Genomic DNA, 23,368 nt, shown 5'->3' on the forward strand with positions numbered 1-23,368 from the left:
GGACTCGCCCATGAAAGCGTTCGGCAAAATCCTGGGTCTGGTAATTCTCGGGCTGTTGCTGATCATCGTGGCTCTGGGCTTTGCCCTGACCCACCTGTTTGATCCCAACGACTACAAAGACGAGATTCGCCAGATTGCCCGCGACAAGGCCCACATCGAGCTGACGCTCAATGGCGACATCGGCTGGAGCCTGTTCCCCTGGCTTGGCCTGGAACTGCATGACGCCGGGGTCGCGACCCTGGCCAACCCGACCCAGCCTTTCGCCGACCTGCAGATGCTTGGACTGTCGGTCCGCGTGTTGCCCCTGCTGCGCCGTGAAGTGCAGATGAGCGACGTCCGGGTCGAGGGCCTGAACCTGCGTCTGAACCGCGACAAGGACGGCCACGGCAACTGGCAGGACATCGGCAAGGCAGCCCCTGCCGACAAGCAGGCCGAGATCCCCGCCACCAGTACCGCCGAAACCGGCCAGGCCACCCCAGCCCCGGAAAAACCCGCGCAGCCGATCCGCCTGGACATCGACAGCCTGACGGTGAACAACGCCCGGATCGAATACAACGATGAGCAGACCGGCAAGCAATTCACCGCCGAAAGCATCCAGTTGAGCACCGGCCCGATCCACGAAGCCACCAACACCCCGGTCAAGCTCACCGCCTTCCTGGCCAGCAGCCAGCCAGCGGTGCGCGTGCGCACCGAACTCAATGGCGAGCTGCGCTTCGACCGCGCGCTGCAGCGCTACCAGTTCGAAGACATGCGCCTGTCCGGCGAAGTGGCCGGCGATCCGCTGCAAGGCAAGACCGTCACCTTCGCCGCCCAGGGCCAGTTGCTGCTGGACCAGGCTGCCAACGTCGGCCAATGGACCGGCCTCAAGGTCTCCCTCAACCAGCTGCGCGCCCTGGGCGAGCTGAAGGTCAATGACCTGGACAAGACCCCGCAGATCAGCGGTGGCCTGTCCATCGCCCAGTTCGACCTGGCGAAGTTCGTCGACAGTATCGGCCAGACCCTGCCAGCCATGGCCGAAGGCAGCCTGAGCAAGGTCGAGCTGGTCAGCCGCCTACAGGGCACGCCCACCAGCCTGGCCCTGGAAGACCTTAACCTGAAGCTCGACGACAGCACCTTCAGCGGCCGCCTGGCCGTCGAGGACTTCGACAAGCAGTCTCTGCGCGTCCAGCTCAAGGGCGACACCTTCAATGTCGACCGCTACCTGCCACCCAAATCCGCCGAGGCCAACAGCGCCGCCAGCGCGCGCAAGGCCGAAGTGCAAAGCAGCGAAGCCGACGCCATGGCCGGGGCCGGCACCACACCGCTGCCCAACGCCCCGACCAAGGGCGCCTGGAGCACCGACCGGCTGCTGCCAGTGGAGCGCCTGAGCAAGCTCGATGTCGATGCCGACCTGAGCTTCGGCCAACTGACCCTGGACCAACTACCGATCCACAACGCCGCCCTCAAGGCCAGCGGCCAGGGCGGCCTGCTGAAACTCTCCAGCCTCCGCGGTGAGCTGTACAACGGCAGCTTCGACGCCAGCGGCAACCTGGACCTGCGCCCCAGCACCCCGCAATTGAGCCTGCAGACCAAGATCACCCGGGTGCCCGTGGAGCGCATCCTCGAAAGCCAGGGGCAGAAGCCTCCGGTCAAGGGCCTGGTGACGCTCAACAGCAACCTGAGCGGCAGCGGCAACAGCCAGAAGGCACTGATCGACAGCCTCAACGGCACGGCCAGTTTCGTCATCAACAATGGCGTACTGCTCAATGCCAACCTGGAACAGCAACTGTGCCAGGGCATCGCCGTGCTCAACCGCAAGAACCTGGGCAGCACACCCCGTGGCAAGGACACCCCGTTCCAGGAGCTCAAGGGCAACCTGACCTTGCGCAACGGCGTAGCCAGCAACCCGGACCTGAAAGTGCGCATCCCCGGCATGACCGTCAACGGCAATGGCGACCTCGACCTGCGGGTGCTGGGCATGGACTACCGGGTCGGCATCATCGTCGAGGGCGACCTGAGCGCCAACCCGGACCCGGCCTGCCAGGTGGGCGAACGCTTCAAGGGCATCGAGCTGCCGCTGCGCTGCCGGGGCCCGCTGGAGCTCGGGGCCAAGGCCTGCCGCCTGGACAAGGACGGCCTGGGCCAGGTCGCGGCCAAGCTGGCCGGCGACCGCCTCAAGGACAAGATCGACGAGAAGCTCGGTGACAAGGTCAGCCCGGAACTGAAGAACGCACTCAAGGGGCTGTTCAAGCGATGAGAGCCGAGGCATTTGCACCGGCGGTGCTGGACTGGTACGACCGCCATGGCCGCCACGACCTGCCCTGGCAACAGGGCATCAACCCGTATCGGGTGTGGGTCTCGGAGATCATGCTGCAGCAGACCCAGGTCAGCACCGTGCTCAACTACTTCGACCGTTTCATGGCCTCCCTGCCCACGGTGCAGGCCCTGGCCGAAGCCCCGGAAGACGAAGTACTGCACCTGTGGACCGGCCTGGGCTACTACACCCGGGCGCGCAACCTGCAGAAGACCGCGAAGATCGTCATGGCCGAATACGGCGGTGAGTTTCCCCGGGACGTGGAGCAGCTCACCGAGCTGCCGGGCATCGGCCTGTCCACCGCCGGCGCCATCGCCAGCATCAGCATGGGCCTGCGGGCACCGATCCTCGACGGCAACGTCAAGCGGGTGCTGGCGCGCTTCACCGCCCAGGAGGGCTACCCGGGCGAGCCCAAGGTGGCCAAACAGTTGTGGGCCGCCGCCGAGCGTTTCACCCCCCACAGCCGGGTCAACCACTACACCCAGGCGATGATGGACCTGGGGGCCACCCTCTGTACCCGCAGCAAGCCCAGTTGCCTGCTGTGCCCCCTGGAGCGCGGCTGCGAAGCCCACATGCTCGGCCTGGAAACCCGCTACCCGATTCCCAAGCCGCGCAAGGAAGTCCCGCAGAAGCGCACCCTGATGCCGATGCTAGCCAACCGCGATGGCGCCATCCTGCTGTACCGACGGCCCTCCAGCGGCCTCTGGGGCGGCTTGTGGAGCCTGCCGGAACTGGATGACCTGGACGATATCCAGCACCTGGCCCTGCAGCATTCCCTGGAACTGGGCCAGAAGCAGGAGATGCCCGGGCTGGTCCACACCTTCAGCCACTTCCAACTGGCCATCGAGCCCTGGCTGATCCGGGTCGAAGAGTCGGCGCTGCACGTCGCCGAGGCCGACTGGCTCTGGTATAACCTCGCCACCCCGCCGCGCCTGGGCCTTGCCGCCCCGGTGAAGAAGCTGCTCAAGCGCGCGGCCGAAGTCTTGAATGCAGGAGAGTCGTCATGACCCGCACCGTAATGTGCCGCAAGTACCAAGAACAACTGCCAGGTTTGGAACGCCCTCCGTACCCCGGCGCCAAGGGCCAGGATATTTTCGAACACGTCTCGGCCAAGGCCTGGGCCGACTGGCAGAAACACCAGACCCTGCTGATCAACGAAAAGCGCCTGAACATGATGAACGCCGAGGACCGCAAATTCCTCCAGGCGGAAATGGACAAGTACTTCTCCGGCGAGGAATACGCCAAGGCCGAAGGCTACGTGCCGCCAGCGGAGTAAACCCGCGGAAAATCGGGGTCGGGCCGTAAGCGGCGGTAATAATTAAACTTTTTTTCAAAACTTGCTTGACGCCCCCCCGAAAAACCCGTTTAATGCGCCCCGTTGCCCAGATAGCTCAGTCGGTAGAGCAGGGGATTGAAAATCCCCGTGTCGGCGGTTCGATTCCGTCTCTGGGCACCACCTTCAGTTTTCAGGTGGTGTTCTACACCACGTGAAAGCAACCAAAAAACCCGCCTAGTGCGGGTTTTTTGTTGCCTGTAATTCAGGCCCATCCTCCAGCCATTACCCCCCACCACACAGATCCGGCACCGCAGCCCTGGCGATCCGCAACCGCTCGATCTGGTTGACGTTGCGCAATGGCGCTCAGACGGGTTACGAGCTGGACGGCACCGGGTAATGCCTGGTCGGCGGCACGACAATGTGCGCCGCCGCGGGCAACCGCTGAAGACGCTCGAGCACCGCACGCAGCGCGCCCAGACTGCCCTGGGTACTGATGTGGATGCTTGTCGGCCCGGCGAAGACCTGCTGGCTCTCGACAAGATAGGTGCGGTACTGCACCTGCCCTCGCCAACCGAGGTCGATGGACTGATCCAGGGTCGCCACACGGGAAATGTCGGCAAAGGGAATGAAGTACTGATAAACGCTGCCCGGGGCTTGCCGTGTACCGCACACCAGGTGCAGGCCGTGGGCATCGAACCAGGCATCGGCACGAGCCGGCGGGTACAGCCGTCCGGCGATCCCCAGGACCATCAGCGGCACAAACAGGATCAAGGCGCCAAAGCCAAGCGCCAGCGCCTGGTTGCCCAGCGCCACCGCGCCAAGCAAGCCTGCAACCAGCAGCACCCAGCCATAGCGCAACACCCGAAAGGGCTTCCTCTCGGGCGTGGCCAGGGTCGCCAGCTCCACACCGTCAGCCCACAGGCTGAGGTGGGTGGCAAACAGTTGGATGCGCCCATTGTCAGCAGTTGGCTGGTACTCAGGCATGGGGGGAATCGACCGCTGGAAAAGGGACGGCCATAGTACTAGACAGCCTCCATCATCTGGCCATGAAAGCCGCGCCTCATGCTCATCGCAGCGAGCCGTCCGCTGGAGCTGTTCCTGCTCGACCCAACCTCCGGTTGTGCGCGGCAAACGCCTGGACCGCGACAGCCCAGCCTCACCAGCTCAGGCTGATGGCTGGGCGGCCTGCCAATGGCGCAGCTCCTGCTCGATGAAGTGCTTGACCAGGTCGCTGTACATTTTCTCGATGGCGTCCGGATTCAAGCCTTCAGCCCGCGCCCACTCGCGGCGGGTAGCGAGCATGGCGTTGAATCGCTCCTCGGCACGCACCGAAGCCGCCGAGGTCTTGAACTTCGAAGCCGCCAGCACGTACTGGAAGCGCGCGCCCAGCAAGGCAATGACGGCCCGATCCAGGGCATCGATTTCCCGGCGGATATCGTCCATGCCCTGGCATTGCTCCGGGCTCATTTGATTCTTCACTTCCATGCTCAAGGCTCCATCGACCAATAGGGACACCCGGACCCAACCGGGCCCGGATTATTCCCATGGGCCCGCCTGGGAGTAAAGTTGCAGGCACCGCGCCCCTGATGCCGCAAAGGACCTGCCTGCCGTGAGCCAGAAGAAGACCCGAGTCCCCCTGCCCCACCCCAAGCCCGAAACAACCCGCAGTGGAGCCTGGCTGTTCCTGCTGATCGGCTGCGCGCTGCTGGCGCTCACCGGGTTGCTGGGCTGGACACTGATCAGCGCACTGATCGACGGCCAGATCGTCACCAGCAACCGCGCCGGCCCGAAGCTCGCCTACAGCCAGGCGCTGCAGCCCACCAAGTTCTACTTCGAGCTGCTCTGGCAAGGCACCTCCACCCTGCTGCTGGGAGCACTGGCAGTTGCCGCGCTGTGGATCGGCCGGGTATTAATGAACGCACAAAAAAACCGTCGCTGAGCGCGGTCGCGGCCCCGCCCCGCTCCAGCCACCCAGGAACAACCGCCCATGTCCCTGCTGCCCCCAACCGACCTGCCAGCCACCCGCCCTGCCGTCATCGAACCTGTGAGCGGCCCCAGCGAAACCTTCAGCGAGCCTGCGCAGGACGGCGTGATGCTGGGCGGCTTTACCTGGCGCCATGCCCAGCCGGCCCCTGGCCGCGCCGTGGTGATCATCAATGCCGCCACCTCGGTGCGCTGCCGCTATTACTTTCGCTTTGCCGACTATCTGTTCGCCCATGGCTTCGATGTCATGACCTACGACTACCGCGGCATCGGCGAATCGCGCCCAGCCTCGCTCAAGGGCTTCAAGGCTTCCTGGTCGGACTGGGGCACGCTGGATTACGAGGCCATCCTCAAGCGCGCTCAGCGCGAGTTTCCCGGCCAGCCAATCGATGTGGTCGGCCACAGCTTTGGCGGCTGCGCAGTGGGCCTTGGCGCCTCTTCGGGGGTGGTCCGGCGGGTGGTGACCATGGGCGCGCAGTTCGCCTACTGGCGCGACTACGCCCCGAAGCTGCGCTGGCGCATGCTCGGCAAGTGGCACCTGCTGATGCCCCTACTGACCTGGTTCTACGGCTACTTTCCCGGCAAGCGCCTGGGCTGGATGGAAGACACCCCGGCCGGAGTGGTCAGTGACTGGTGCACTCCGCACTCGCGCTACGAGGGCCGCCCCAGTGGCAGAACCCTCCAGGGCCACGAGGACTCACTGCCGTTCAGTCGAGTCACGGCGCCAATGCTGGCCATCAGCGTCAGCGACGACCCCTTCGGCACCATCCCGGCCATCGAGCGCCTGCTGGGCTACTACCGCAACAGCCCATGCACTCACCTGCGCATCGACCCTGCAGACATCGGCGAAACCGAGATCGGCCATTTCGCCTTCTTCCACAGCCGCTTCCAGACCCGGCTCTGGCCCCTGGCCCTGGCCTGGCTGCGCCACGGCGAGCTGGATCGCCAGAGCCCCGGGCGCCAGGTGCCACGCCCTCGCTGAACCTGGATTCAGGCAAAGGCGTTGATGAACCAAGTGATGATCGGGATCGCCACGATGTCGATCAGCACCGCACCACACAGCGGCACGATGATGAAGGCCTTATAGGAAAACACTTTGTAGTGGTCGCAGATCGCTCCCATGTTGGCCACCGCATTGGGCGTCGCGCCCAGGCCATGGCCCATGAACCCGGCACACAGCACCGCGGCGTCGTAGTTGCCGCCGAACAGGCGAAACAGCACGAACACGCAGAGCAGGACCATGATCAGCACCTGCACCACCAGGATCACCAGCAACGGCAGCCCCAGTTGCTCCAGCTCCCAGAACTTCAGGCTCATCATGGCCATGGTCAGGAACACTCCCAGGCACACATCGCCCACGGTGCTCACGGCGCTGTCGGGAATCTCGACGACCTGGGCGCGGTCATTGAGGTTGCGCAGGATGATCGCCACGAACATCGCGCCGACATAGCTGGGCAGGACAATCCCCAGGTGCTGGTTGAGGGCGCTGCCCATCCAGAAGCCCAGCACCATGATCACCAGGATGCAGGTCAGCAGGCGCAACAGGGTCGGCGCATCCAGCGGAGCGACCGGCGTGCTCGCAGCGCCTTCCAGGTGCTGCAGGCTGCTGACCTGGTCGGCCTGGATCACCAGCTTGTTGCGCTCGATCAACCAGCGCGCCAAGGGACTGCCCAGCAGGCCGCCAGCCACCATGCCGAAGGTTGCCGCTGCCAGCGCCGCGGTGGTGGCGCCGACCGCACCGAGGTTCTCGGCGATGGGACCAAAGGCCGCGGCAGCACCGAAACCGCCTTCCAGGGACACCGCCCCGGCCATGATGCCCAGCAGCGGATCAATGCCCAGCGCCTTGGCCGTGCCGACCCCTACCAGGTTCTGCAGCAGCGCCAGGGACCAGCAGGCCCCCAGGTAGACGAACAGGATCTTGCCGCCCCGGCGCAGCAGGCCGAGGCTGCCGCCCAGGCCGACCGTGGTGAAGAAGGCCACCATCAAGGGCGTCTGGATCGCCGTGTCGAGCTTGATGGCCAACAGTTGCTGGTCCCGCAGCAACCAGACGATCAGGGCAAAGCCGAAACCACCGATCACCGGTGACGGCACACAGAGCTGGGTCAGCCAGCGGCTGCGTTTTTTCAGCTGCGCGCCCACCCCCAGCAGGATCAGGGCCAGCGCCAGCGTGGTCAGCGCGTCCAGTTCAAAAGTCAGCATGCTTGGTATCTCTTCTTCTTGTCGTTGGGGTGTCGGTCAGCGGGGTTCTGCGCCCCGTCAGTGAATCAGGCTGGCCAGCAGGCGCGCGGCCACGCGAGCCGTACGCTGGTCGTGATCCAGCCCGGGATTGAGTTCGGCAATATCGGCGACCCGCAGCTTGCCGCTGGCCTGGGCGCGCCGGACCAGGTGTTCGACCACCTGGACATCGACGCCGTGGGCCGACGGGGCACTGACCCCGGGAGCCTGGCTGGCGGGCAGTACGTCCAGGCACAAGGTCATGTAGAGCACATCGATACCGTCGAGAAACCCATCGAGGAAGGCCTCGATCGCCGGCATGTTCCAGCCCTGCATCTGGCGGTCCAGCAGGTAGCGCACCTTGAGCTGCCGGGCCTGGTCGAACAGTGCCTGGGTATTGCTCAACTCACTGACCCCCAGGCAGCAATAGTTGAAGGGCAGGTCCGCCGCCTGGCAGTACTCGGCGATCTGCCGGAACGGGGTTCCCGAACTGCTCTGGGCTGCATGACGCAGGTCGAAGTGCGCATCGAAATTGAGAATCCCGATCCGCGGACGAAGCGCCTGGCGCTCCAGGTGCCGGGCCAGGCCGCTGAAACTGGCGAACGCGATTTCATGACCGCCACCGAGCCCCAGAGGCAGATGCCCTTGATCCAGCAACTGGCTGAGGCGCTGGGCGTAATCCCGCTGCGCCGCTTCCAGCTCGGTGCCCTGGCAGCTCACATCACCGGCATCGTACAAGCCGCAACTGCCGTGCCAGGCCAGGTTGGCCAGGGCCACGCGCAGGGCCTCAGGCCCCTGGCGGGCACCACTGCGCCCCTGGTTGCGCTTGACCCCTTCATCACAGGCCAGCCCTAGCAAGGCGACACCGGCCGCCTGCCCGGGCGCCTCGGGCTGCACCCATTGGTGCCAGCGCCGCGCAGCAGCGCCTTCGGCCAGGTCGGTGCGGCCCTGCCACAGGTGCATGGGAATGTGGATCGTCATCGGGTTGCTCCAGTCAATTCAATCAAGCCGGGCGCTCAGGCGCTGCGCCGCTTCACGGGTCCAGCGGATCAGCCGCTCGCGGTTCTGCTCGGCACGAAAGGCCGGCGCCATGAGGCTGATGGCGCCCTGCAAGCGCTCGCGACTGTCGAGCAACGGCGCGCTGACACCCCAGATCCCTTCATCGATCTCGCTCAGGCTGACCGCATGGCCGGCCTGGCGGATCGCCGCGAACCCTTCCAGGTAGCGCGGATACTCGGCTTGCTCGATGCCCTGCTGCTGCAGGATCGGCAGGCTGCGCTCAGGCTCCATGTAGGCCAGCAGGACCCGGGCCGAAGCCCCCAGCAGCAATGGCTGGGCCAAGCCCTTCTGATAGCAGCAGCGCAGGGGCTGGGGGCTGTCCACCAGCTCGATGCAGATCGCCTGCCCGTTGCTCGGCACCATCAGCGCCACGCTTTCCTGGCTGAGTTCGGCCAGGCGCTTCAGCTCCGGCTTGGCCAGGGTCACCAGCAAGCCTTCACGGTCGAATTTCTTCGCCAGTTGCAGGCAGGTCGGCCCGGGCACATAACGGCCCTGGCCGTTGTCTTCGGCCAGCCCCCAGCGCAACAGGGTCTTGAGGTGACGGTAGGTGCTGCTCAAGGGCTGCTGCAGATCCTGCGACAAGGCCTTGGCGGACATCGCCTCGGGGGATTGCCCCAGGGCCACGAGAATTTGCAGTAAGCGGTCAGTCGGCGTGTTGTAGTTCATAGCGGCCTCTTGCGGCCATGGTGCATGGAGTTTCCCGGCGAATGAAATCGGATTCCCACTGAATGGGAAAAACCCGACAAAAGACCCAGCACCCGGGCACCCGCGGGCTATTCATCCAGCCTGCAGTTCCTGGCTGCGGCTCGGCGGCAGATGCCGGATCGCGGATTTACTGGCATCCTTGCCCGCCTGACATGCCGCGAGCCTGCCGCCAGGCCCGTGCTGAACTTCTTCGCAACAAGGTAAGACGCCGATGGCCTCTCTGGACAAACAACACAAACGTGCCGCCCGGGCCAAAGCCAAGGCCAAGCAGAACCGCGCCAAGCGCACCGCTCCGACCTCGGAAGCCGACCTGGACCCCAATGACCAGCGCCTGGATTTCGAGTCGGTGGACCTGACCGAGCTGTTCGTGAAAATGCGCAATGCCGAGAAGACCAGCCAGCAAGCCCTGTGCGAAGCCTTCCTCGCGGACCCGCTGCTGGAGTTGGTGTATGAGCAGGAAGGTGAACAAGGCGCGACGGATTTCATCCTTGCGGCCCTGATCGAGTACCGCAACTGGTCCACCGAAGCCGACGAAGCCACAGCCCTGGCCTGGATCGAGTCCGAAGCCTTCCAGGCCGACTACCTCGCCGCCTCCCAGGCCCTGTTCAGCCCTGAAGAGCAAAACGCAAAACCTGAAGCCTGAAGCTCAAGGCTTGAGGCTTGCCTGGATTCAGGCATGAAAAAAGGGCGCATTCAGCAATGAATGCGCCCTTTTCTGTTTCAGCTCGAGAGCCGGCCTGATGCTCAGGCCGCTTCCAGCCGAGGGATTTCCATGCCGATGCGCGAGCTGGCGAAGTTCAGGTCGCCGCTGGCGATGGACTGGGCCTTGAAGCCCGAGCCGATCAGGTCACGCACATACAGCTTGTTGTAGATGAACATGAACACCAGGTTGCTCAGGCCGAAGGTGAACATGGCCAGCAGGAACATGATGGCAGCCCATTTCCAGTCAGCGCGAAACAGCGCCGGGATGAAGCCGAAGAAGAACACGGTCCAGGAGAAACCAACTGGCGCTTCCTTGATGGCTCCGGTGTTCGGGTTTTTGAAGATGATTTTAGTGAACGCCATGCGCGTCTCCTTGCCGCCCTTTTTTGAGGGAGCAATGGCCGGGCGATCACCATTGAACCCTGAATGCTCATTCTTCGAGCGGGACTGTCGGCCACAGCACAAGCAGGCACGGACAATACAGGAGCAGGGGTGGCACACGCGGATCAAGGGGGGCAGAAACAGAAGGCGGACTTAGAATCCCGACAAGCGTTCATTCCCTTGTACTACAGCGCTATTCCTTAGCTCCTCTCACGCTGGCACGCAAGAGCTCTTATCGAAGAGCGCGCAGGCTACTATTTCGCCAGCGGGCTGTCCATGAAACGCCATGTAACAAGTCACAAATCCAGTAAAAAGGCCGCCGTCAATGCTGATGGCAGCCTTTTTTGCCCTTCAGAACGCCAAACTCTCAAAACCGGCATCCCCTGCCGGAGCCTTCGTCAGTGCCTGGTGGTACTGCTCGGCACTGATTTCGCTGAGGGTCGCGTACCCGTCGTAGAGGTAGAAGCGCTGTTTGTCCCGGGCATAGCGCTGGGCAACAAACTCCAGGCTGGCCAGGTCGATGCGCTTGGCACTCACCGGCCGCCGACCACAGAACAGCTTGCGCGTGCCCAATTGCAGAAAGTCCGGATGTGGAACCGTCACTTCTTCCGGGCTGAATGCCACCTCCAGCGGTTTGCCGGCAGCAAACATCAGTGTCGCGGTGAAGGCGTAGCTGCCCATGAAGCGAGTGTGCGCCGGGTCGAGGGGCTTCTTTCTTGTGCCGTAGTAATACACCGCCGCCTTGTCTCGGGCCCAGCCCTGCCCGCATGACTCGAAGCTGGCCAGATCCGCCTTGGCCATCGGCTCAGGCACCTGATAAAACACACTGTGGCAAAAAACCCTCTGGCCATCTGTCAGGTACGGGCCGCCCAGGGCACGGTACTGATCGGCGCAGGCCGAAGAGAATCGTTCCGGCACCTGGGTCTCGGCGCGATGAAAGGGGATCAGATACAGGCCGTTGGCGTCGCCACACAGGTGTGTGTCCAGCAGCTTGAAACTGCCGGCGTCCAGACCATTGATGGGGCGGCCATGGAAGTGCACCTGGCTCCCCAGCTCGAACCCGGCGCCGATGGCACGCAAGGCCTGGGCTGCTGAAGCCGATGGCGCCTGCAAGCGATGCCACCAATAGCCTTGCACCTGCGGATGCGCCTCGAAGTACGCCGACCACTCTTGCAGCATGGTGTCATCGATCACCCCGTCCGAACCCAGCGGGCCGTGCCTGTCACCCACCAGCAACGGCGAATAGTTGTATTCGCCACGCTCCAGCTGGACCACCACAAAGCTCTCTATATCCACGTCCAGCGGCTTGCTGCGCCGGTAGACGCGATGCCGGTCAGCGTAGTAATCGAATCCCAGGTGGCGAAAGCTCGGGCCATCGGCACCACGCAGGCGGGTGCCATTGCAGTAGACGAACTGATCGTCCACGGCAAAGTACGGGTCCGCCGTTTCACTCTGGCTCAAGATCCGGCCACCGGCGTCGAACAGCGACTGAACACGGTTCAGCAGGCGGAAGTCACCGACATAGCGCAGGGTTTTTCCGGTCAGGTAGTAAGCCCGCCGTGCGTCCTTGGCGTAGCGCTCGTTGAGCACGCTGAAAGTCGCCAGATCGACGTTGTCGATGCGGTAGAAATACTCGTAGGCAATGCTCGAGCCCTGCTGCGCCTGGACGATCACCGAATGCCCATCCGTCCCCCAGCGCCTGGCCAGCATCTGGAAGCCATCGGGATTGGCAATCGGCAATGGCGAACCGTCCTTCTGATGCAGCACAGCGCCGCCCCGGCAGACCTGGCCGCTGATCACTTGATAAGCCGGATGGTTGGTACCGCGTATCTGCTGCTCCGCGCTGGCGATCGCCCGGGCGCCGAGGAAGACCTTGGCCCCGTCACTGAACAGCACCGAGCCCGCGGGCCAGTTTTCTGGCACCGGGTGCACAAGCGCCAGGCGCTCAGGCTGCGCGCCCTCGATCACTTCCTGCCCGTAGTCGTGACAGAAATAGGCACGACCCTGATCACGCCAATGGTCATGGCCCAGGCTCTGCAAGCCCCGACACACGCGCCCCGGCAACGCCTGCAACGGGTGGTAGCCATAACGCTCGAAGTAGCGGGGCAACGCATAATAATCGGCTCGCGCATCACGCAGCAGGTGCCGATGAACACGATGTCGCCACAGCGGCTCGCCCTCTACCAGGGGGGAAGCCGGGAATTGCTCGGTCGCCGCCTGGCAAGCCTGCTCAGCCGGGGTCCGCCCTTCACGCTGCAGCAGGAGGTACACGTCCCGAGCTCGCTCCTCCACCAACAGCGCCCCGTCCACGAAGGCGAACCCTTGATGCCATTCAAGGTCGAGCAGTTCCCACTCGGCATGATCCATATCCAGGTCGTTCATCGCTGCATCCCAAGCTAACCGAGTGGCGGATTATCAGCAGGCGCCCCGGGTGGGTAAAGCGCCCCGTTGCCAGGCCGCGAGTGAGCCTCAGCCCGCCGCCAGCAGACCCGCCAAGCTGCATTCGCAGATGAAAAAGGCCGCGGTCATTTCTGAGCGCGGCCTTTTTCACCAACAGCGGGGCAAAGCGTCAGTTCAGTGCCAGAGCACCGTTGCGCTCGGCCTTGCGCCGACGGGCCACCAACAGGCCGGCAGCGATGACGATGACACTCAGCAGGCCAGTGGCGAGGATCTCCACCCGGTGCTCTTCCTGGAACAGCATGATGCCCAGCACCGCGACGATGAACACGATCACCGCGTAAGTCAGGCCCGGGAACAGCCACATGCGGAAGGCGATCTTCTCGCCGGCGGCCATGCGCTTGTGGCGCATGCGCAGTTGCGACACGGCAATCACCAGGTACACCAGCAGGGCAATGGCGCCGGAGCTGGCCAGCAGGAACTCGAACACCGCAGCCGGGGCCACATAGTTGGCGAACACCGCGAGGAAGGCCGCCGCGGTAGACAGGATCACCGCCCAGTAAGGGGTGCCGCTGGCATTGGTGCGCTTGGCCGCAGCCGGGGCGTCGCCACGCTTGCCCAGAGAGAAGAGCATGCGCGAGGCGGTGTAGAGCGCCGAGTTCAGGCAACTGGTCACGGCCACCAGCACCACCAGGTCAACGATCAGCTTGGCATTGGGAATGCCCATGCGATCGAGCACGGTCTGGTAGGAGCCGACCTGGGCCAGGCTCGGGTCATTCCATGGCACCAGGGCCACGACAATGAAGATCGACACCAGGTAGAACAGGCCGATCCGCCAGATCACCGAGTTGGTGGCCTTGGAGATCTGCTTGCCCGGGTTATGGGATTCCGCCGCGGCGATGGTGACGATCTCGGTGCCCATGAAAGAGAACATGGTGGTCAGCATCGCGGCCAGTACCGCGCCCATGCCGTTGGGCATGAAGCCCTGGGTGTCCACCAGGTGCGACACGCCGCTGACCTGGCTGTTGGGCAGCAAGCCGCAGATGGCGGCGAGGCCGAGGATCACGAAGCCGATGATGGCCACCACCTTGATCAGGGCGAACCAGAACTCGAACTCGCCATAGTTCTTCACGCTGAACAGGTTGGTGGCGGTCAGCAGCAGGGTGATCACCAGGGTAAAGACCCAGATCGCCACATTGGGGAACCAGGCATGCAGGATGGTGGCGGCGGCGTTGGCTTCCAGCGGGATCACCAGCACCCAGAACCACCAGTACAGCCAGCCGATGGTGAAGCCGGCCCAATGGCCAATAGCACGATCGGCGTAGGTCGAGAACGACCCGGTGTCCGGCGAGGCCACGGCCATTTCCGCCAGCATGCGCATGACCAGCACCACCAGGGTGCCAGCGGCGGCATAGGCCAGCAGTACGGCCGGACCGGCCTCGGCGATGGCATGGCCGGAACCGACGAAGAGGCCCGCGCCGATCACGCCGGCAATCGACAGCATGGTCACATGCCGCGGTTTGAGCCCCTGTTCGAGGTCATTGGAGAGTTGCGTACCGCTCATAAAAGCACCTTTGCAACGAAATAAAGAGTAACTCCACCCGGTCCGCATTCGTTCTCGTAAAAAGAAATCAACAGGGCGTTCTTTATTTCGCACGCAAGAATTGCGCCAAAATGTTACAGGGTCCCGGCCAAGCGGGGTTGGCGAGCCGACCGATGGAAATCCCAAGTCATTGAGAACAATGGCATTTCGCCATTTCGTTACCGGGCGACTCAACTTACAGGACGAAACCGTGCACCAAAAACACACCCGAAAAGCAGGTGATGAGCGATTAGAGTGCAGATCCATGACCTTTGGCCCGTTAACCCTTCCAACACCCGGCCAAAGCTGGCACCATCGCGCCTTTTTTTACGCGACACCTATCGGATTTCAGGCGGATTCAGGGTTCAAACGGGCGTTCGGTTGTTGATGGGGCGACAGTCTCCTGTGCTGATGCGACAACCTGCCACACACCGTCTGTTTACCTCCGGTAGCGCTGTTGGCTGCGCTTTGAACCCTATGCTAGCTTGGCGCCTCGCCAGGAAGGCCGCCAACAGCAGGAGCACAATGAACTCTATGAGGACCGCACATGGCTGAGGCCACGCCCGCGCTTGAAATCCACAACTTGCACAAACGCTACGGCACTCAGGAGGTACTCAAGGGTATCTCGCTGACCGCACGCGACGGTGACGTGATATCGATCCTGGGTTCCTCCGGCTCCGGCAAGTCCACTTTCCTGCGTTGCATCAACCTGCTGGAAAACCCGCACCAGGGCCAGATCCTGGTGGCCGGCGAAGAGCTCAAGCTCAAGGCCGCGAAAAACGGCGAGCTGGTGGCCGCCGACGGCAAGCAGATCAACCGCCTGCGCAGCGAAATCGGTTTCGTCTTCCAGAATTTCAATCTCTGGCCGCACATGAGCGTGCTCGACAACATCATCGAGGCACCGCGCCGGGTGCTGGGCCAGAGCAAGGCCGAGGCCATCGAAGTGGCCGAGGCCCTGCTGGCCAAGGTCGGCATCGCCGACAAGCGCCATGCCTACCCCGCCCAGCTGTCCGGTGGCCAGCAGCAGCGCGCCGCCATCGCCCGCACCCTGGCGATGCAACCCAAGGTCATCCTGTTCGACGAGCCGACCTCGGCCCTGGACCCGGAAATGGTCCAGGAAGTGCTCAACGTGATCCGCGCCCTGGCCGAAGAAGGCCGTACCATGCTGCTGGTCACCCACGAAATGAGCTTTGCCCGCCAGGTCTCCAGCGAAGTGGTGTTTCTGCACCAGGGTCTGGTAGAAGAACAGGGATCGCCACAGCAGGTCTTCGAGAACCCGCTTTCGGCACGCTGCAAACAATTCATGTCCAGCAACCGCTAACGGAGCTACACGCATGCAGAGCTATAAGAAAATCCTCCTGGCCGCTGCCGTCACCCTGGCCTTCAGCGCCAGCGCTGCCGCCGAGACCCTGAAGATGGGCATCGAGGCAGCCTACCCGCCGTTCAACAACAAGGATGCCAGCGGCCAGGTCGTGGGCTTCGACAAAGACATCGGCGACGCCCTGTGCGCCAAGATGAAGGTCGAGTGCACCGTGGTCACCTCCGACTGGGACGGCATCATCCCGGCCCTGAACGCGAAGAAGTTCGACTTCCTGATCTCTTCGCTGTCGATCACCGACGAGCGCAAGCAGGCGGTGGATTTCACCGACCCGTACTACTCCAACAAGCTGCAGTTCATCGCGCCTAAAGCCAAGACCGAGTTCAAGACCGACAAGGCCTCGCTCAAGGGCAAGATCATCGGCGCACAACGGGCGACCCTGGCCGGCACCTGGCTGGAAGACAACCTGGGCGACGACATCACCATCAAGCTCTACGACACCCAGGAAAACGCCTACCTGGACCTGACGTCCGGCCGCCTCGACGCGATCCTGGCCGACAAGTACGTCAACTACGAGTGGCTCAAGAGCGATGCCGGCAAGCCTTATGAGTTCAAGGGCGAACCTATGGTGGAAAGCGACAAGATCGGGATTGCCGTACGCAAGAAAGATCCACTGCGCGAGAAGCTCAACGCCGCCCTGAAGGAAATCGTGGCCGACGGCACTTACAAGAAGATCAACGACAAGTACTTCCCGTTCAGCATCTATTGATACTGACTTGCCTGACCGGCGCTCCCCCCTGGGCGCCGGTCCTTAGCAAAGCCATCCAGACCCCATGAATATCGATCTCTACGGATTCGGCCCGGCGCTCGCCGCCGGCGCGCTGATGACCGTCAAGCTGGCCCTCTCGGCGTTATGCCTGGGGCTGGTGCTCGGTCTGCTCGGCGCCTTGGCCAAGACTTCCCCGTACAAGCCGCTGCGCTGGCTTGGCGAAACCTACTCGACCATCGTGCGCGGCGTCCCGGAGCTGCTGTGGGTGCTGCTGATCTACTACGGCACGGTGAACATGATGAGCGCGCTGGGGGAGTATTTCGGCAATCCCGACCTGGCCCTCAGCCCGTTTCTCGCCGGGGTGATTGCCCTCGGCCTGTGCTTTGGCGCCTATGCCACGGAAGTGTTCCGCGGCGCGATCCTGGCCATCCCCAAGGGCCATCGCGAGGCCGGCACCGCGCTGGGCCTGTCCAAATGGCGGATTTTCACCCGCCTGATCCTGCCGCAGATGTGGCGCATCGCCCTGCCGGGCCTGGGCAACCTGTTCATGATCCTGATGAAGGACACCGCCCTGGTGTCGGTGATCGGTCTTGAGGAAATCATGCGCCACGCGCAGAACGCCGTGACCTTCGCCAAGCATCCCTTCACCTTCTTCATGGTCGCGGCCTTCATGTACCTGGGCCTGACCGTACTGGCCATGACCGGCATGCACTTCCTGGAAAAACGCGCCGCCCGCGGCTTTGTGAGGACGACGTAATGGAATGGGAAGTCATCTACAAATGGCTGCCGAAATTCATCCAGGGCGCGACGCTGACCCTGGAGCTGGTAGGCATCGCGGTGATCCTCGGCCTGCTGCTGGCCATTCCGCTGGGCATCGCCCGCTCGTCCAAGCTGTGGTACGTGCGCGCCCTGCCCTACGCCTACATCTTCTTCTTTCGCGGCACGCCGCTGCTGGTGCAGCTGTTCCTGGTGTACTACGGCCTGGCGCAGTTCGATGCGGTGCGCGAGAGCTTCATGTGGCCCTACCTGCGTGACCCGTTCTGGTGCGCCACCGCCACCATGACCCTGCACACCGCGGCCTACATCGCCGAGATCCTGCGGGGCGCGATCCAGGCCATTCCGCCCGGCGAGATCGAAGCCGCACGGGCCCTGGGCATGTCCAAGCCCAAGGCACTGTTCTACATCATCCTGCCGCGGGCGGCGCGCATCGGCCTGCCGGCCTACAGCAACGAAGTGATCCTGATGCTCAAGGCCAGCTCCCTGGCCAGCACCGTGACGCTGCTGGAACTGACCGGCATGACCCGCACCATCATTGCCCGCAACTACCTGACGGTGGACATGTTCTTTACCGCCGGGGTGTTCTACCTGTTGATGTCGTTCATCCTGGTCCAGGCCTTTCGCCAACTGGAACGCTGGCTGCGGGTCGACGCCTGCCAGGGACGCTGACCTTCTCCCGCTCCCGCCAGGGAGCGGGCCTGCCCGGACCCAACGCCCATGCCCCCGATCCTCCAAGGCCCCGCGCTGCTGACTCGCTTCCAGGCCCTCGGGGATTTCCTGCTTGAGCACCAGGCGCTCTGGCGTCCGCGCCCGTTCAACCACCCGCACCTGCCCTGGGAGGCCCAGCATCCCGAGCTCCCCCACTGGCTGCGCCAGCGTTCCCTGGACGATGCCGAGGCGGCCCACAACCACCCGCAGCAACTCCAGGCACCGGCCCCCTTTGTCCAACTGGCAGAGCAGGCCCGAGCACTCGGCGCAGTGGGCGAACTCCCCATGCAGGCACTGCCCGCGCACCACCCACGCCTCAACGTCGACGTGCCCGGACGCAAATGGCAGCAGATCGAAGCCTTCGCCGCCTGCCTGCAATTCGACCGCGAGCCGACTCACTGGCTCGACTGGTGCTCCGGCAAGGGCCACCTCGGCAGGCGCCTGCTGCAACCCGGGCAGCAACTGACCTGCCTGGAATACGACCCGGCGCTGATCCAGAGCGGCGAGCAACTGAGCCGGCACCACGGGTTGCCCGCCCACCATCGGCAACAGGACGTGCTGGCCGATGACACGGCCCGGCACCTGGGCGCCGAGCACAGTCCGGTGGCCCTGCACGCGTGCGGCGATCTGCATGTGCGCTTGATCCAGTTGGCCAGCCAGCAGGGTTGTCCACAGCTGGCCATCGCCCCCTGCTGCTACAACCGCACCCGCGCCAGCCGCTACCTGGGCTTATCCACAGCCGCCCTGGCGTCGAGCCTGGAACTGTCCCTGGAAGACCTGGCCCTGCCCATGAGCGAAACCGTCACGGCCGGCGCCCGGGTCCGGCGCCAGCGCGACACGTCCATGGCCCGGCGCCTGGCATTCGACCTGCTGCAACGGCAAGTGCGTGGCATCGACGAATACCTGCCGACCCCTTCCCTGCCCAGCCATTGGCTGGACAAACCTTTCGCCGCCTACTGCCGCGATCTCGCCGCCTTCAAGGACTTATCCACAGTCGATTGCCAGGATTGGGCCGCCCTCGAAGCCGCCGGCTGGCAGCGCCTGGCCCAGGTGCGCAACCTGGAACTGTTGCGCGGCCTGTTCCGCCGCCCCCTGGAACTGTGGCTGGTGCTGGACCGTGGGCTGTTCCTGCAGGAGCAGGGCTATGCCGTGCGCCTCGGAACCTTCTGCGAGGCCCCCCTGACCCCGCGCAATCTGCTACTGCTGGCACAACGCCCCTAACCTCCCGCCGCGCCGGCTCTGGCCGATGCGCGTGGTGCCTGCCCCCTGCGACCAGTGACCTCACAAACGGACCTCGGACAACCCATTGAACGTTGCCGATCAAGCCGAGGAATGGTCCTCAAGGTCACGAAAGAAAAAAACCAAGCTGATTACGCCTACTAGTCTCTAAGGCGTGCAGAAACAGGCAGCACTCAGGCAACAGCTCGGGCGCAACGAAAGCGGTCATTTTTCGACAGGAAGTCGCCAAGTTCACCATCACCTACAGGGAGTTAACCATGAACGTCATCGACCATCAGGCACACACCTACGAAACCCTGCAAAAGGGTTTCAACTTGCGCTGGCCGCCCAGTATCGAACAGGGCGCACAGCGGATTTATGTATGTACAACGCCCGATGAAGTTCTGGCGGCAGCCAATACCGCACTGCGTGACGGCTATCGCATCACGGTGCGCAGCGGTGGCCACTGCTACGAGGGTTTTGTTTCCAACAAGTTGCGCGGCGAGACAGAAAGCCTGGCAATTATCGACATTGGTGAAATGAAAGGCCTGAAGTACGACGAAGGCCAATCCATCACGTCTCCCTGGGACAGCCAGAACAGGCAGTATCGCTTCATGGCTTTGACCGGCAATCAGAACTGGGACGGCTACCTGTCGCTGTACAAGCAGGCCGGGCGCACCATTCCTGGCGGCTCATGCTATTCAGTCGGTGTCGGCGGGCACATCAGCGGCGGCGGTTACGGGTTGTTATCGCGCCTTCAGGGCCTGACCGTGGACTGGGTTACCGGCGTCGACATTCTTGTGCCTGTGGAAAACTCGCGGCAACTGGAGTTCCGGCATGTTCGCGCAGACAGCCCATCGAACAACGACAGGGCCTTGTTCACCGCCTGTTGCGGCGCCGGCGGTGGCAACTTCGGCATCATCATCGGCTACTACTTCGACCAACTTCCCCAAGCCCCGCAAAAAGCCTACTGGATTCCCCTGGCCTACCCGTGGAAAGAGCTGATTCCCAACTTCTCGAACTTCCTGAAAGCCTATTGGCAATGGTTCTCGGACAACGACGCCGCCGCGACCAGCCCAGTGGAAGGGATTGGCAATGGTGGCTTGTTCACCCTGCTGAAACTGAACCATGTGGATACCTCCGACCATGTAGTGCTGGCGATCCAATACACCGGTCCCAATGGCCTGGTCGGCGGCGCAAACGATATCCCGCTCAATGACTTCATCAGCAAGATGAATGCCGCGGCGGGCATCACGCCGACCCTCCATGACGGTTTCATCGCCCCCAACATTGCACCGCTGCGACACCCGCTTGCCGGCAGAAAATTCAGCGGGGCGGTAGCGGAACATACGGCAATGGATTGGCTGTACGTCACTCAAATGATTAACGGCTCGGGCAACAATCAGCGGGGCAAATACAAGTCCGACTATCAGGTCGAACAGTTCTCCGATCAGGCCTGCAACGCGTTGCTGACGCACTTGACCGAAGCTACGCTAGACAAACGCTTCAGCCAGTCACTGGTACAGATCGATTCCTACGGCGGGGCGATCAATAAAAACGGCATGGGAACGACCGCAGTTCCTCAACGAAGCTCACTGCTTAAAACCCAGTACCAGACGTACTGGACCCATGCTGCCGAGGACAGGGTGCAAATAGCCTGGATTCGCAACATCTTCAATGCCGTACACGGCGGCAAGCCGAAAAGACCCGCCTACGATGGCTGCTATATCAACTACCCCGATGTCGACATGAAGTACACCGATACAGGCGCTGTAGACCCCGACTGGTTGAACCTGTACTACGGCTGGAATACGGAACTGATCAACACCCTTTGCAACCTGAAGGCCTCAATAGACCCCAACAACCTGTTTCGTCATGAACTGTCCATCCCGGCCACAACGACCCAATAGGTTCCAGCCCGGACACACCACAGGGGTATAACCGCAGTGTGCTCGTTCCAGCCTCCCGGTAGCCGTACGCCATTGGCTTGATGAGCATGCTGTGCGCCTCTGCGACAGGCTGTCGCGACCTGTGGATAAGTCTGTTGATGGAATCCTGGCAAAGCCCACAAATGCAGGGCATTGCAGACCAATCAGCGATTGGTCATTTTTTGTTCACAAAATAAAAGCCCGAAAAAACAGCCAGTTGCACAAAGGTGAGAACGGCTCCACAAATCCGACAGCTCCCGGCCCTGGCAACCCATCCGTTGTGCATAAACACCTGAGCGAATGGGCATAACGACCTTCGCCCAGGTGCCAGGGAACGACCTCAGGCAAGGGCCCGATGCCGCTTCCTACTCATCGGCCCGTGCCGGAATCCACCACTCTTCGCCTCGGGCCGTGCTGATGTATTCCGGCCAGCGGAAATCGTGGGGCACCTGGAAGTCCTTGGGCAACAGCGGCGCCTGCCAGCGACTGCCACCAATCCCGCCACCGGTGCGCTCGACGAACTCGGCCTTGGCCGCGCTGAGCAACGCCTCATCGGTGAGCAGGTCCACCAGGGTGCCGGCAATGGTCTTGGCGGCGACCTCGATCATCGGGTCGATGGTCTGGCGAATGCCGCCCAGGGCGTTGGACACCCAGTCCGGATACACCGTCCCGGGCGGCGCGCTGAGCATCGGCCGGGCCACCAGCAGGCGCACGGTGGGGCAATGCCAGGTGTATTCCGGGTAGTCGTCGGAGGTCAGGTAGTTCTGCCAGGCGGGCATCTGCAGGCGCATCTGCCGCTCGCATTCCTGAGGCTCGATCAGCGCTTCAGTGGCGGGCAGGAAAGGCTTGTCCATCGCCTCAAGGCCGAGGTTGCGCTGGATCTCGCGGGCGATCTCCCGGGCTTCTTCGTCCCACTGCGGAGCGCCCACCGCCGCCAGGTTGTCGTAGGTGGCCTGGGCCATGACGTGATTGGGCAGGCCGCCGCGGGACTTGCACACCCAGGTCTTTTTCCATTGGCAGCCGGTGGCCATGGCCGCCGCGGCGGCGTTGTTGTCCATGACCTGGGAGATGGTCTCGGCCTGCTCGATGGAGTCGCAGCGCAGCAGGTACTGGATCTGCGACAGGTGCGGCGGCAGGTTGTCGGCCGTGGCCTGGCCCGCCGTGAGGATCGCTTCGTTGTAGCTCCAAAGGCCGGTGAACGGCAGCGTCGAGCGGCGCAGGCTTTCGTTGAGGGTGTAGAAATGCACCAGAGCGTCGTTGGCCCCCGGGGCACGGGCCGCCAGGTGATTCTGCGGAATCGGGCTGTAGCGGTCAGCGGCGATCCAGTTTTCCGGATCGACGCAGGTGAAGCTGTAGATGTAGGCGTAGGCGATACCGCAGTGGGTGTCCCAGGTGGTGGTGTTGTTCAGCGGCAGCATGTAGGTGGGGTGAAAGCTGATGGCCGCGTCCAGGTCGTTGTAATAGCCCTTGGCCGCGTGCACCGGCTTGGAGGCCCGTAGCTTTTCCGCCGGCTCGCCGAAGAAGCGGATGCTGCCCTGGAGGCCGAACTCGACCATGGTCGCCTTCGCCGCCAGGGCCCCGCCCAGGGCGCTGATGCCCAGGGCCGAGTGCGGGTCGGTGTGGCCCGGAGCGAAGCGCGACAAGCCATCACGAGGCATCTTGCGCGTGGTCGCGGCCTGGCAGTTGCCGGGCACCGCGTCGTACTCGCCGTAGGTTGCCAGCACCGGCCCTTGGCCCTGGGTGAAGGTGGCGCAGAAGGCCGTGGGCATGCCGCCACTGGCGCGCTCGACGGTGAATCCCTCGGCCTCCAGCAACTGGACATACCAGGCGCAGGACTTGTATTCGCGAAACGCAGGCTCCGCGTAATGCCAGATGATCTGGTGCCAGTCCGACAGTTGCTGGCGATGGCGCTCGACCCAATCGAGAGCGAATTCCTTGTAGCGTGACATCCGCGGCACTCCTGGTTATCCAGGTTCCTGCCGGCTGGCGCCGGGGCACAGCAGCGCCCGCTCCAGGCCGACGGGACCTCTTGTTGTTATGGGGGTTGTCCGGTCGGCT

At 63.4% G+C, this 23,368-nt stretch carries 21 protein-coding genes and 1 tRNA gene; 13 read left to right on the forward strand and 9 right to left on the reverse strand.

Going from position 1 to position 23,368, the window contains the following annotated elements:
• The first annotated feature begins 10 nt into the window (after positions 1 to 10).
• From U873_RS0111465 to U873_RS0111480, 4 genes are all read left to right on the forward strand, one after another.
• On the forward strand, positions 11 to 2,236 hold the full coding sequence (locus U873_RS0111465) for an AsmA family protein (RefSeq protein ID WP_025128396.1): 2,226 nt from the start codon (positions 11 to 13) through the stop codon (positions 2,234 to 2,236).
• Entirely contained in the window at positions 2,233 to 3,300 is a 1,068-nt protein-coding gene (gene mutY, locus U873_RS0111470; RefSeq protein ID WP_025128397.1) for an A/G-specific adenine glycosylase, read from the forward strand. Before U873_RS0111465 ends, mutY begins: the two co-directional genes overlap by 4 nt.
• A complete protein-coding gene (locus U873_RS0111475; RefSeq protein WP_025128398.1) occupies positions 3,297 to 3,569 on the forward strand; it encodes an oxidative damage protection protein in 273 nt (90 codons plus the stop codon). Before mutY ends, U873_RS0111475 begins: the two co-directional genes overlap by 4 nt.
• A 104-nt stretch (positions 3,570 to 3,673) precedes the next feature.
• Positions 3,674 to 3,749: transfer RNA gene (locus tag U873_RS0111480), tRNA-Phe, on the forward strand.
• Between the two features lie 192 nt (positions 3,750 to 3,941).
• On the opposite strand, the gene U873_RS0111485 is transcribed toward U873_RS0111480, so the two are convergent.
• A complete protein-coding gene (locus U873_RS0111485; protein ID WP_025128399.1) occupies positions 3,942 to 4,553 on the reverse strand; it encodes a hypothetical protein in 612 nt (203 codons plus the stop codon).
• Between the two features lie 180 nt (positions 4,554 to 4,733).
• Positions 4,734 to 5,054 carry an isochorismate lyase gene (locus tag U873_RS0111490; protein ID WP_025128400.1) on the reverse strand — a complete coding sequence of 107 codons (321 nt, stop codon included), beginning with the start codon at positions 5,052 to 5,054 and terminating at the stop codon, positions 4,734 to 4,736.
• A gap of 124 nt (positions 5,055 to 5,178) precedes the next feature.
• Here U873_RS0111490 and U873_RS0111495 point away from each other — a divergent pair, with 124 nt between their 5' ends.
• Both U873_RS0111495 and U873_RS0111500 read left to right on the forward strand, forming a co-directional pair.
• Positions 5,179 to 5,508 (forward strand): hypothetical protein, encoded by a 330-nt coding sequence (locus tag U873_RS0111495; protein ID WP_025128401.1) that lies wholly within the window; start codon positions 5,179 to 5,181, stop codon positions 5,506 to 5,508.
• 48 nt (positions 5,509 to 5,556) lie between these two features.
• Positions 5,557 to 6,534: an alpha/beta fold hydrolase gene (locus tag U873_RS0111500; protein WP_025128402.1), complete on the forward strand. Its 978-nt coding sequence runs from the start codon at positions 5,557 to 5,559 to the stop codon at positions 6,532 to 6,534.
• Positions 6,535 to 6,542: 8 nt separating this feature from the next.
• On the opposite strand, the gene gltS is transcribed toward U873_RS0111500, so the two are convergent.
• From gltS to U873_RS0111515, 3 genes are read right to left on the reverse strand one after another with little or no spacing between them, the layout of a single operon-like run.
• Positions 6,543 to 7,751 carry a sodium/glutamate symporter gene (gltS, locus tag U873_RS0111505; protein WP_025128403.1) on the reverse strand — a complete coding sequence of 403 codons (1,209 nt, stop codon included), beginning with the start codon at positions 7,749 to 7,751 and terminating at the stop codon, positions 6,543 to 6,545.
• Positions 7,752 to 7,808: 57 nt separating this feature from the next.
• Positions 7,809 to 8,747, reverse strand: coding sequence for a formimidoylglutamase (gene hutG / locus U873_RS0111510; protein ID WP_025128404.1), 939 nt, complete (start codon positions 8,745 to 8,747; stop codon positions 7,809 to 7,811).
• Positions 8,748 to 8,765: 18 nt separating this feature from the next.
• The gene (locus U873_RS0111515; protein WP_025128405.1) at positions 8,766 to 9,491 is read right to left on the reverse strand and encodes an IclR family transcriptional regulator; all 726 of its coding nucleotides are present in this window, start codon (positions 9,489 to 9,491) and stop codon (positions 8,766 to 8,768) included.
• A gap of 250 nt (positions 9,492 to 9,741) precedes the next feature.
• Here U873_RS0111515 and U873_RS0111520 point away from each other — a divergent pair, with 250 nt between their 5' ends.
• Positions 9,742 to 10,173 (forward strand): hypothetical protein, encoded by a 432-nt coding sequence (locus U873_RS0111520; protein ID WP_025128406.1) that lies wholly within the window; start codon positions 9,742 to 9,744, stop codon positions 10,171 to 10,173.
• Between the two features lie 101 nt (positions 10,174 to 10,274).
• Here U873_RS0111520 and U873_RS0111525 read toward each other — a convergent pair whose 3' ends face one another.
• The 3 genes from U873_RS0111525 to gabP all read right to left on the reverse strand — a co-directional run bounded on the left by U873_RS0111525 (position 10,275) and on the right by gabP (position 14,574).
• Positions 10,275 to 10,595: a hypothetical protein gene (locus tag U873_RS0111525; RefSeq protein WP_025128407.1), complete on the reverse strand. Its 321-nt coding sequence runs from the start codon at positions 10,593 to 10,595 to the stop codon at positions 10,275 to 10,277.
• Positions 10,596 to 10,964: 369 nt separating this feature from the next.
• Positions 10,965 to 12,995: a DKNYY domain-containing protein gene (locus U873_RS0111530; protein ID WP_025128408.1), complete on the reverse strand. Its 2,031-nt coding sequence runs from the start codon at positions 12,993 to 12,995 to the stop codon at positions 10,965 to 10,967.
• A 187-nt stretch (positions 12,996 to 13,182) separates the two neighbouring features.
• Positions 13,183 to 14,574 carry a GABA permease gene (gene gabP / locus U873_RS0111535; RefSeq protein ID WP_015633814.1) on the reverse strand — a complete coding sequence of 464 codons (1,392 nt, stop codon included), beginning with the start codon at positions 14,572 to 14,574 and terminating at the stop codon, positions 13,183 to 13,185.
• A 565-nt stretch (positions 14,575 to 15,139) separates the two neighbouring features.
• Between gabP and U873_RS0111540 the strand changes: the two genes are divergently transcribed.
• The 6 genes from U873_RS0111540 to U873_RS0111565 all read left to right on the forward strand — a co-directional run bounded on the left by U873_RS0111540 (position 15,140) and on the right by U873_RS0111565 (position 21,292).
• Positions 15,140 to 15,913 carry an ABC transporter ATP-binding protein gene (locus U873_RS0111540; protein WP_025128409.1) on the forward strand — a complete coding sequence of 258 codons (774 nt, stop codon included), beginning with the start codon at positions 15,140 to 15,142 and terminating at the stop codon, positions 15,911 to 15,913.
• 13 nt (positions 15,914 to 15,926) lie between these two features.
• Positions 15,927 to 16,679, forward strand: a complete 753-nt coding sequence (locus U873_RS0111545; RefSeq protein WP_025128410.1) for an ABC transporter substrate-binding protein — start codon at positions 15,927 to 15,929, stop codon at positions 16,677 to 16,679.
• A 64-nt stretch (positions 16,680 to 16,743) separates the two neighbouring features.
• Positions 16,744 to 17,436: an ABC transporter permease gene (locus U873_RS0111550; RefSeq protein ID WP_025128411.1), complete on the forward strand. Its 693-nt coding sequence runs from the start codon at positions 16,744 to 16,746 to the stop codon at positions 17,434 to 17,436.
• The gene (locus U873_RS0111555) at positions 17,436 to 18,125 is read left to right on the forward strand and encodes an ABC transporter permease (protein ID WP_025128412.1); all 690 of its coding nucleotides are present in this window, start codon (positions 17,436 to 17,438) and stop codon (positions 18,123 to 18,125) included. Before U873_RS0111550 ends, U873_RS0111555 begins: the two co-directional genes overlap by 1 nt.
• A 48-nt stretch (positions 18,126 to 18,173) precedes the next feature.
• On the forward strand, positions 18,174 to 19,385 hold the full coding sequence (locus tag U873_RS0111560; RefSeq protein ID WP_025128413.1) for a methyltransferase: 1,212 nt from the start codon (positions 18,174 to 18,176) through the stop codon (positions 19,383 to 19,385).
• Positions 19,386 to 19,660: 275 nt separating this feature from the next.
• Positions 19,661 to 21,292 carry an FAD-binding protein gene (locus U873_RS0111565; RefSeq protein WP_025128414.1) on the forward strand — a complete coding sequence of 544 codons (1,632 nt, stop codon included), beginning with the start codon at positions 19,661 to 19,663 and terminating at the stop codon, positions 21,290 to 21,292.
• A gap of 383 nt (positions 21,293 to 21,675) precedes the next feature.
• Here the strand turns inward: U873_RS0111565 and U873_RS0111570 are convergent, their stop codons facing one another.
• Complete coding sequence (locus U873_RS0111570; RefSeq protein WP_025128415.1) at positions 21,676 to 23,259, reverse strand: peptidase M20; 1,584 nt, start codon at positions 23,257 to 23,259, stop codon at positions 21,676 to 21,678.
• Between the last annotated feature and the right edge of the window lie 109 nt (positions 23,260 to 23,368).

It is taken from the genome of Pseudomonas sp. PH1b (genome assembly GCF_000633395.1).
Classification (GTDB): domain Bacteria; phylum Pseudomonadota; class Gammaproteobacteria; order Pseudomonadales; family Pseudomonadaceae; genus Aquipseudomonas.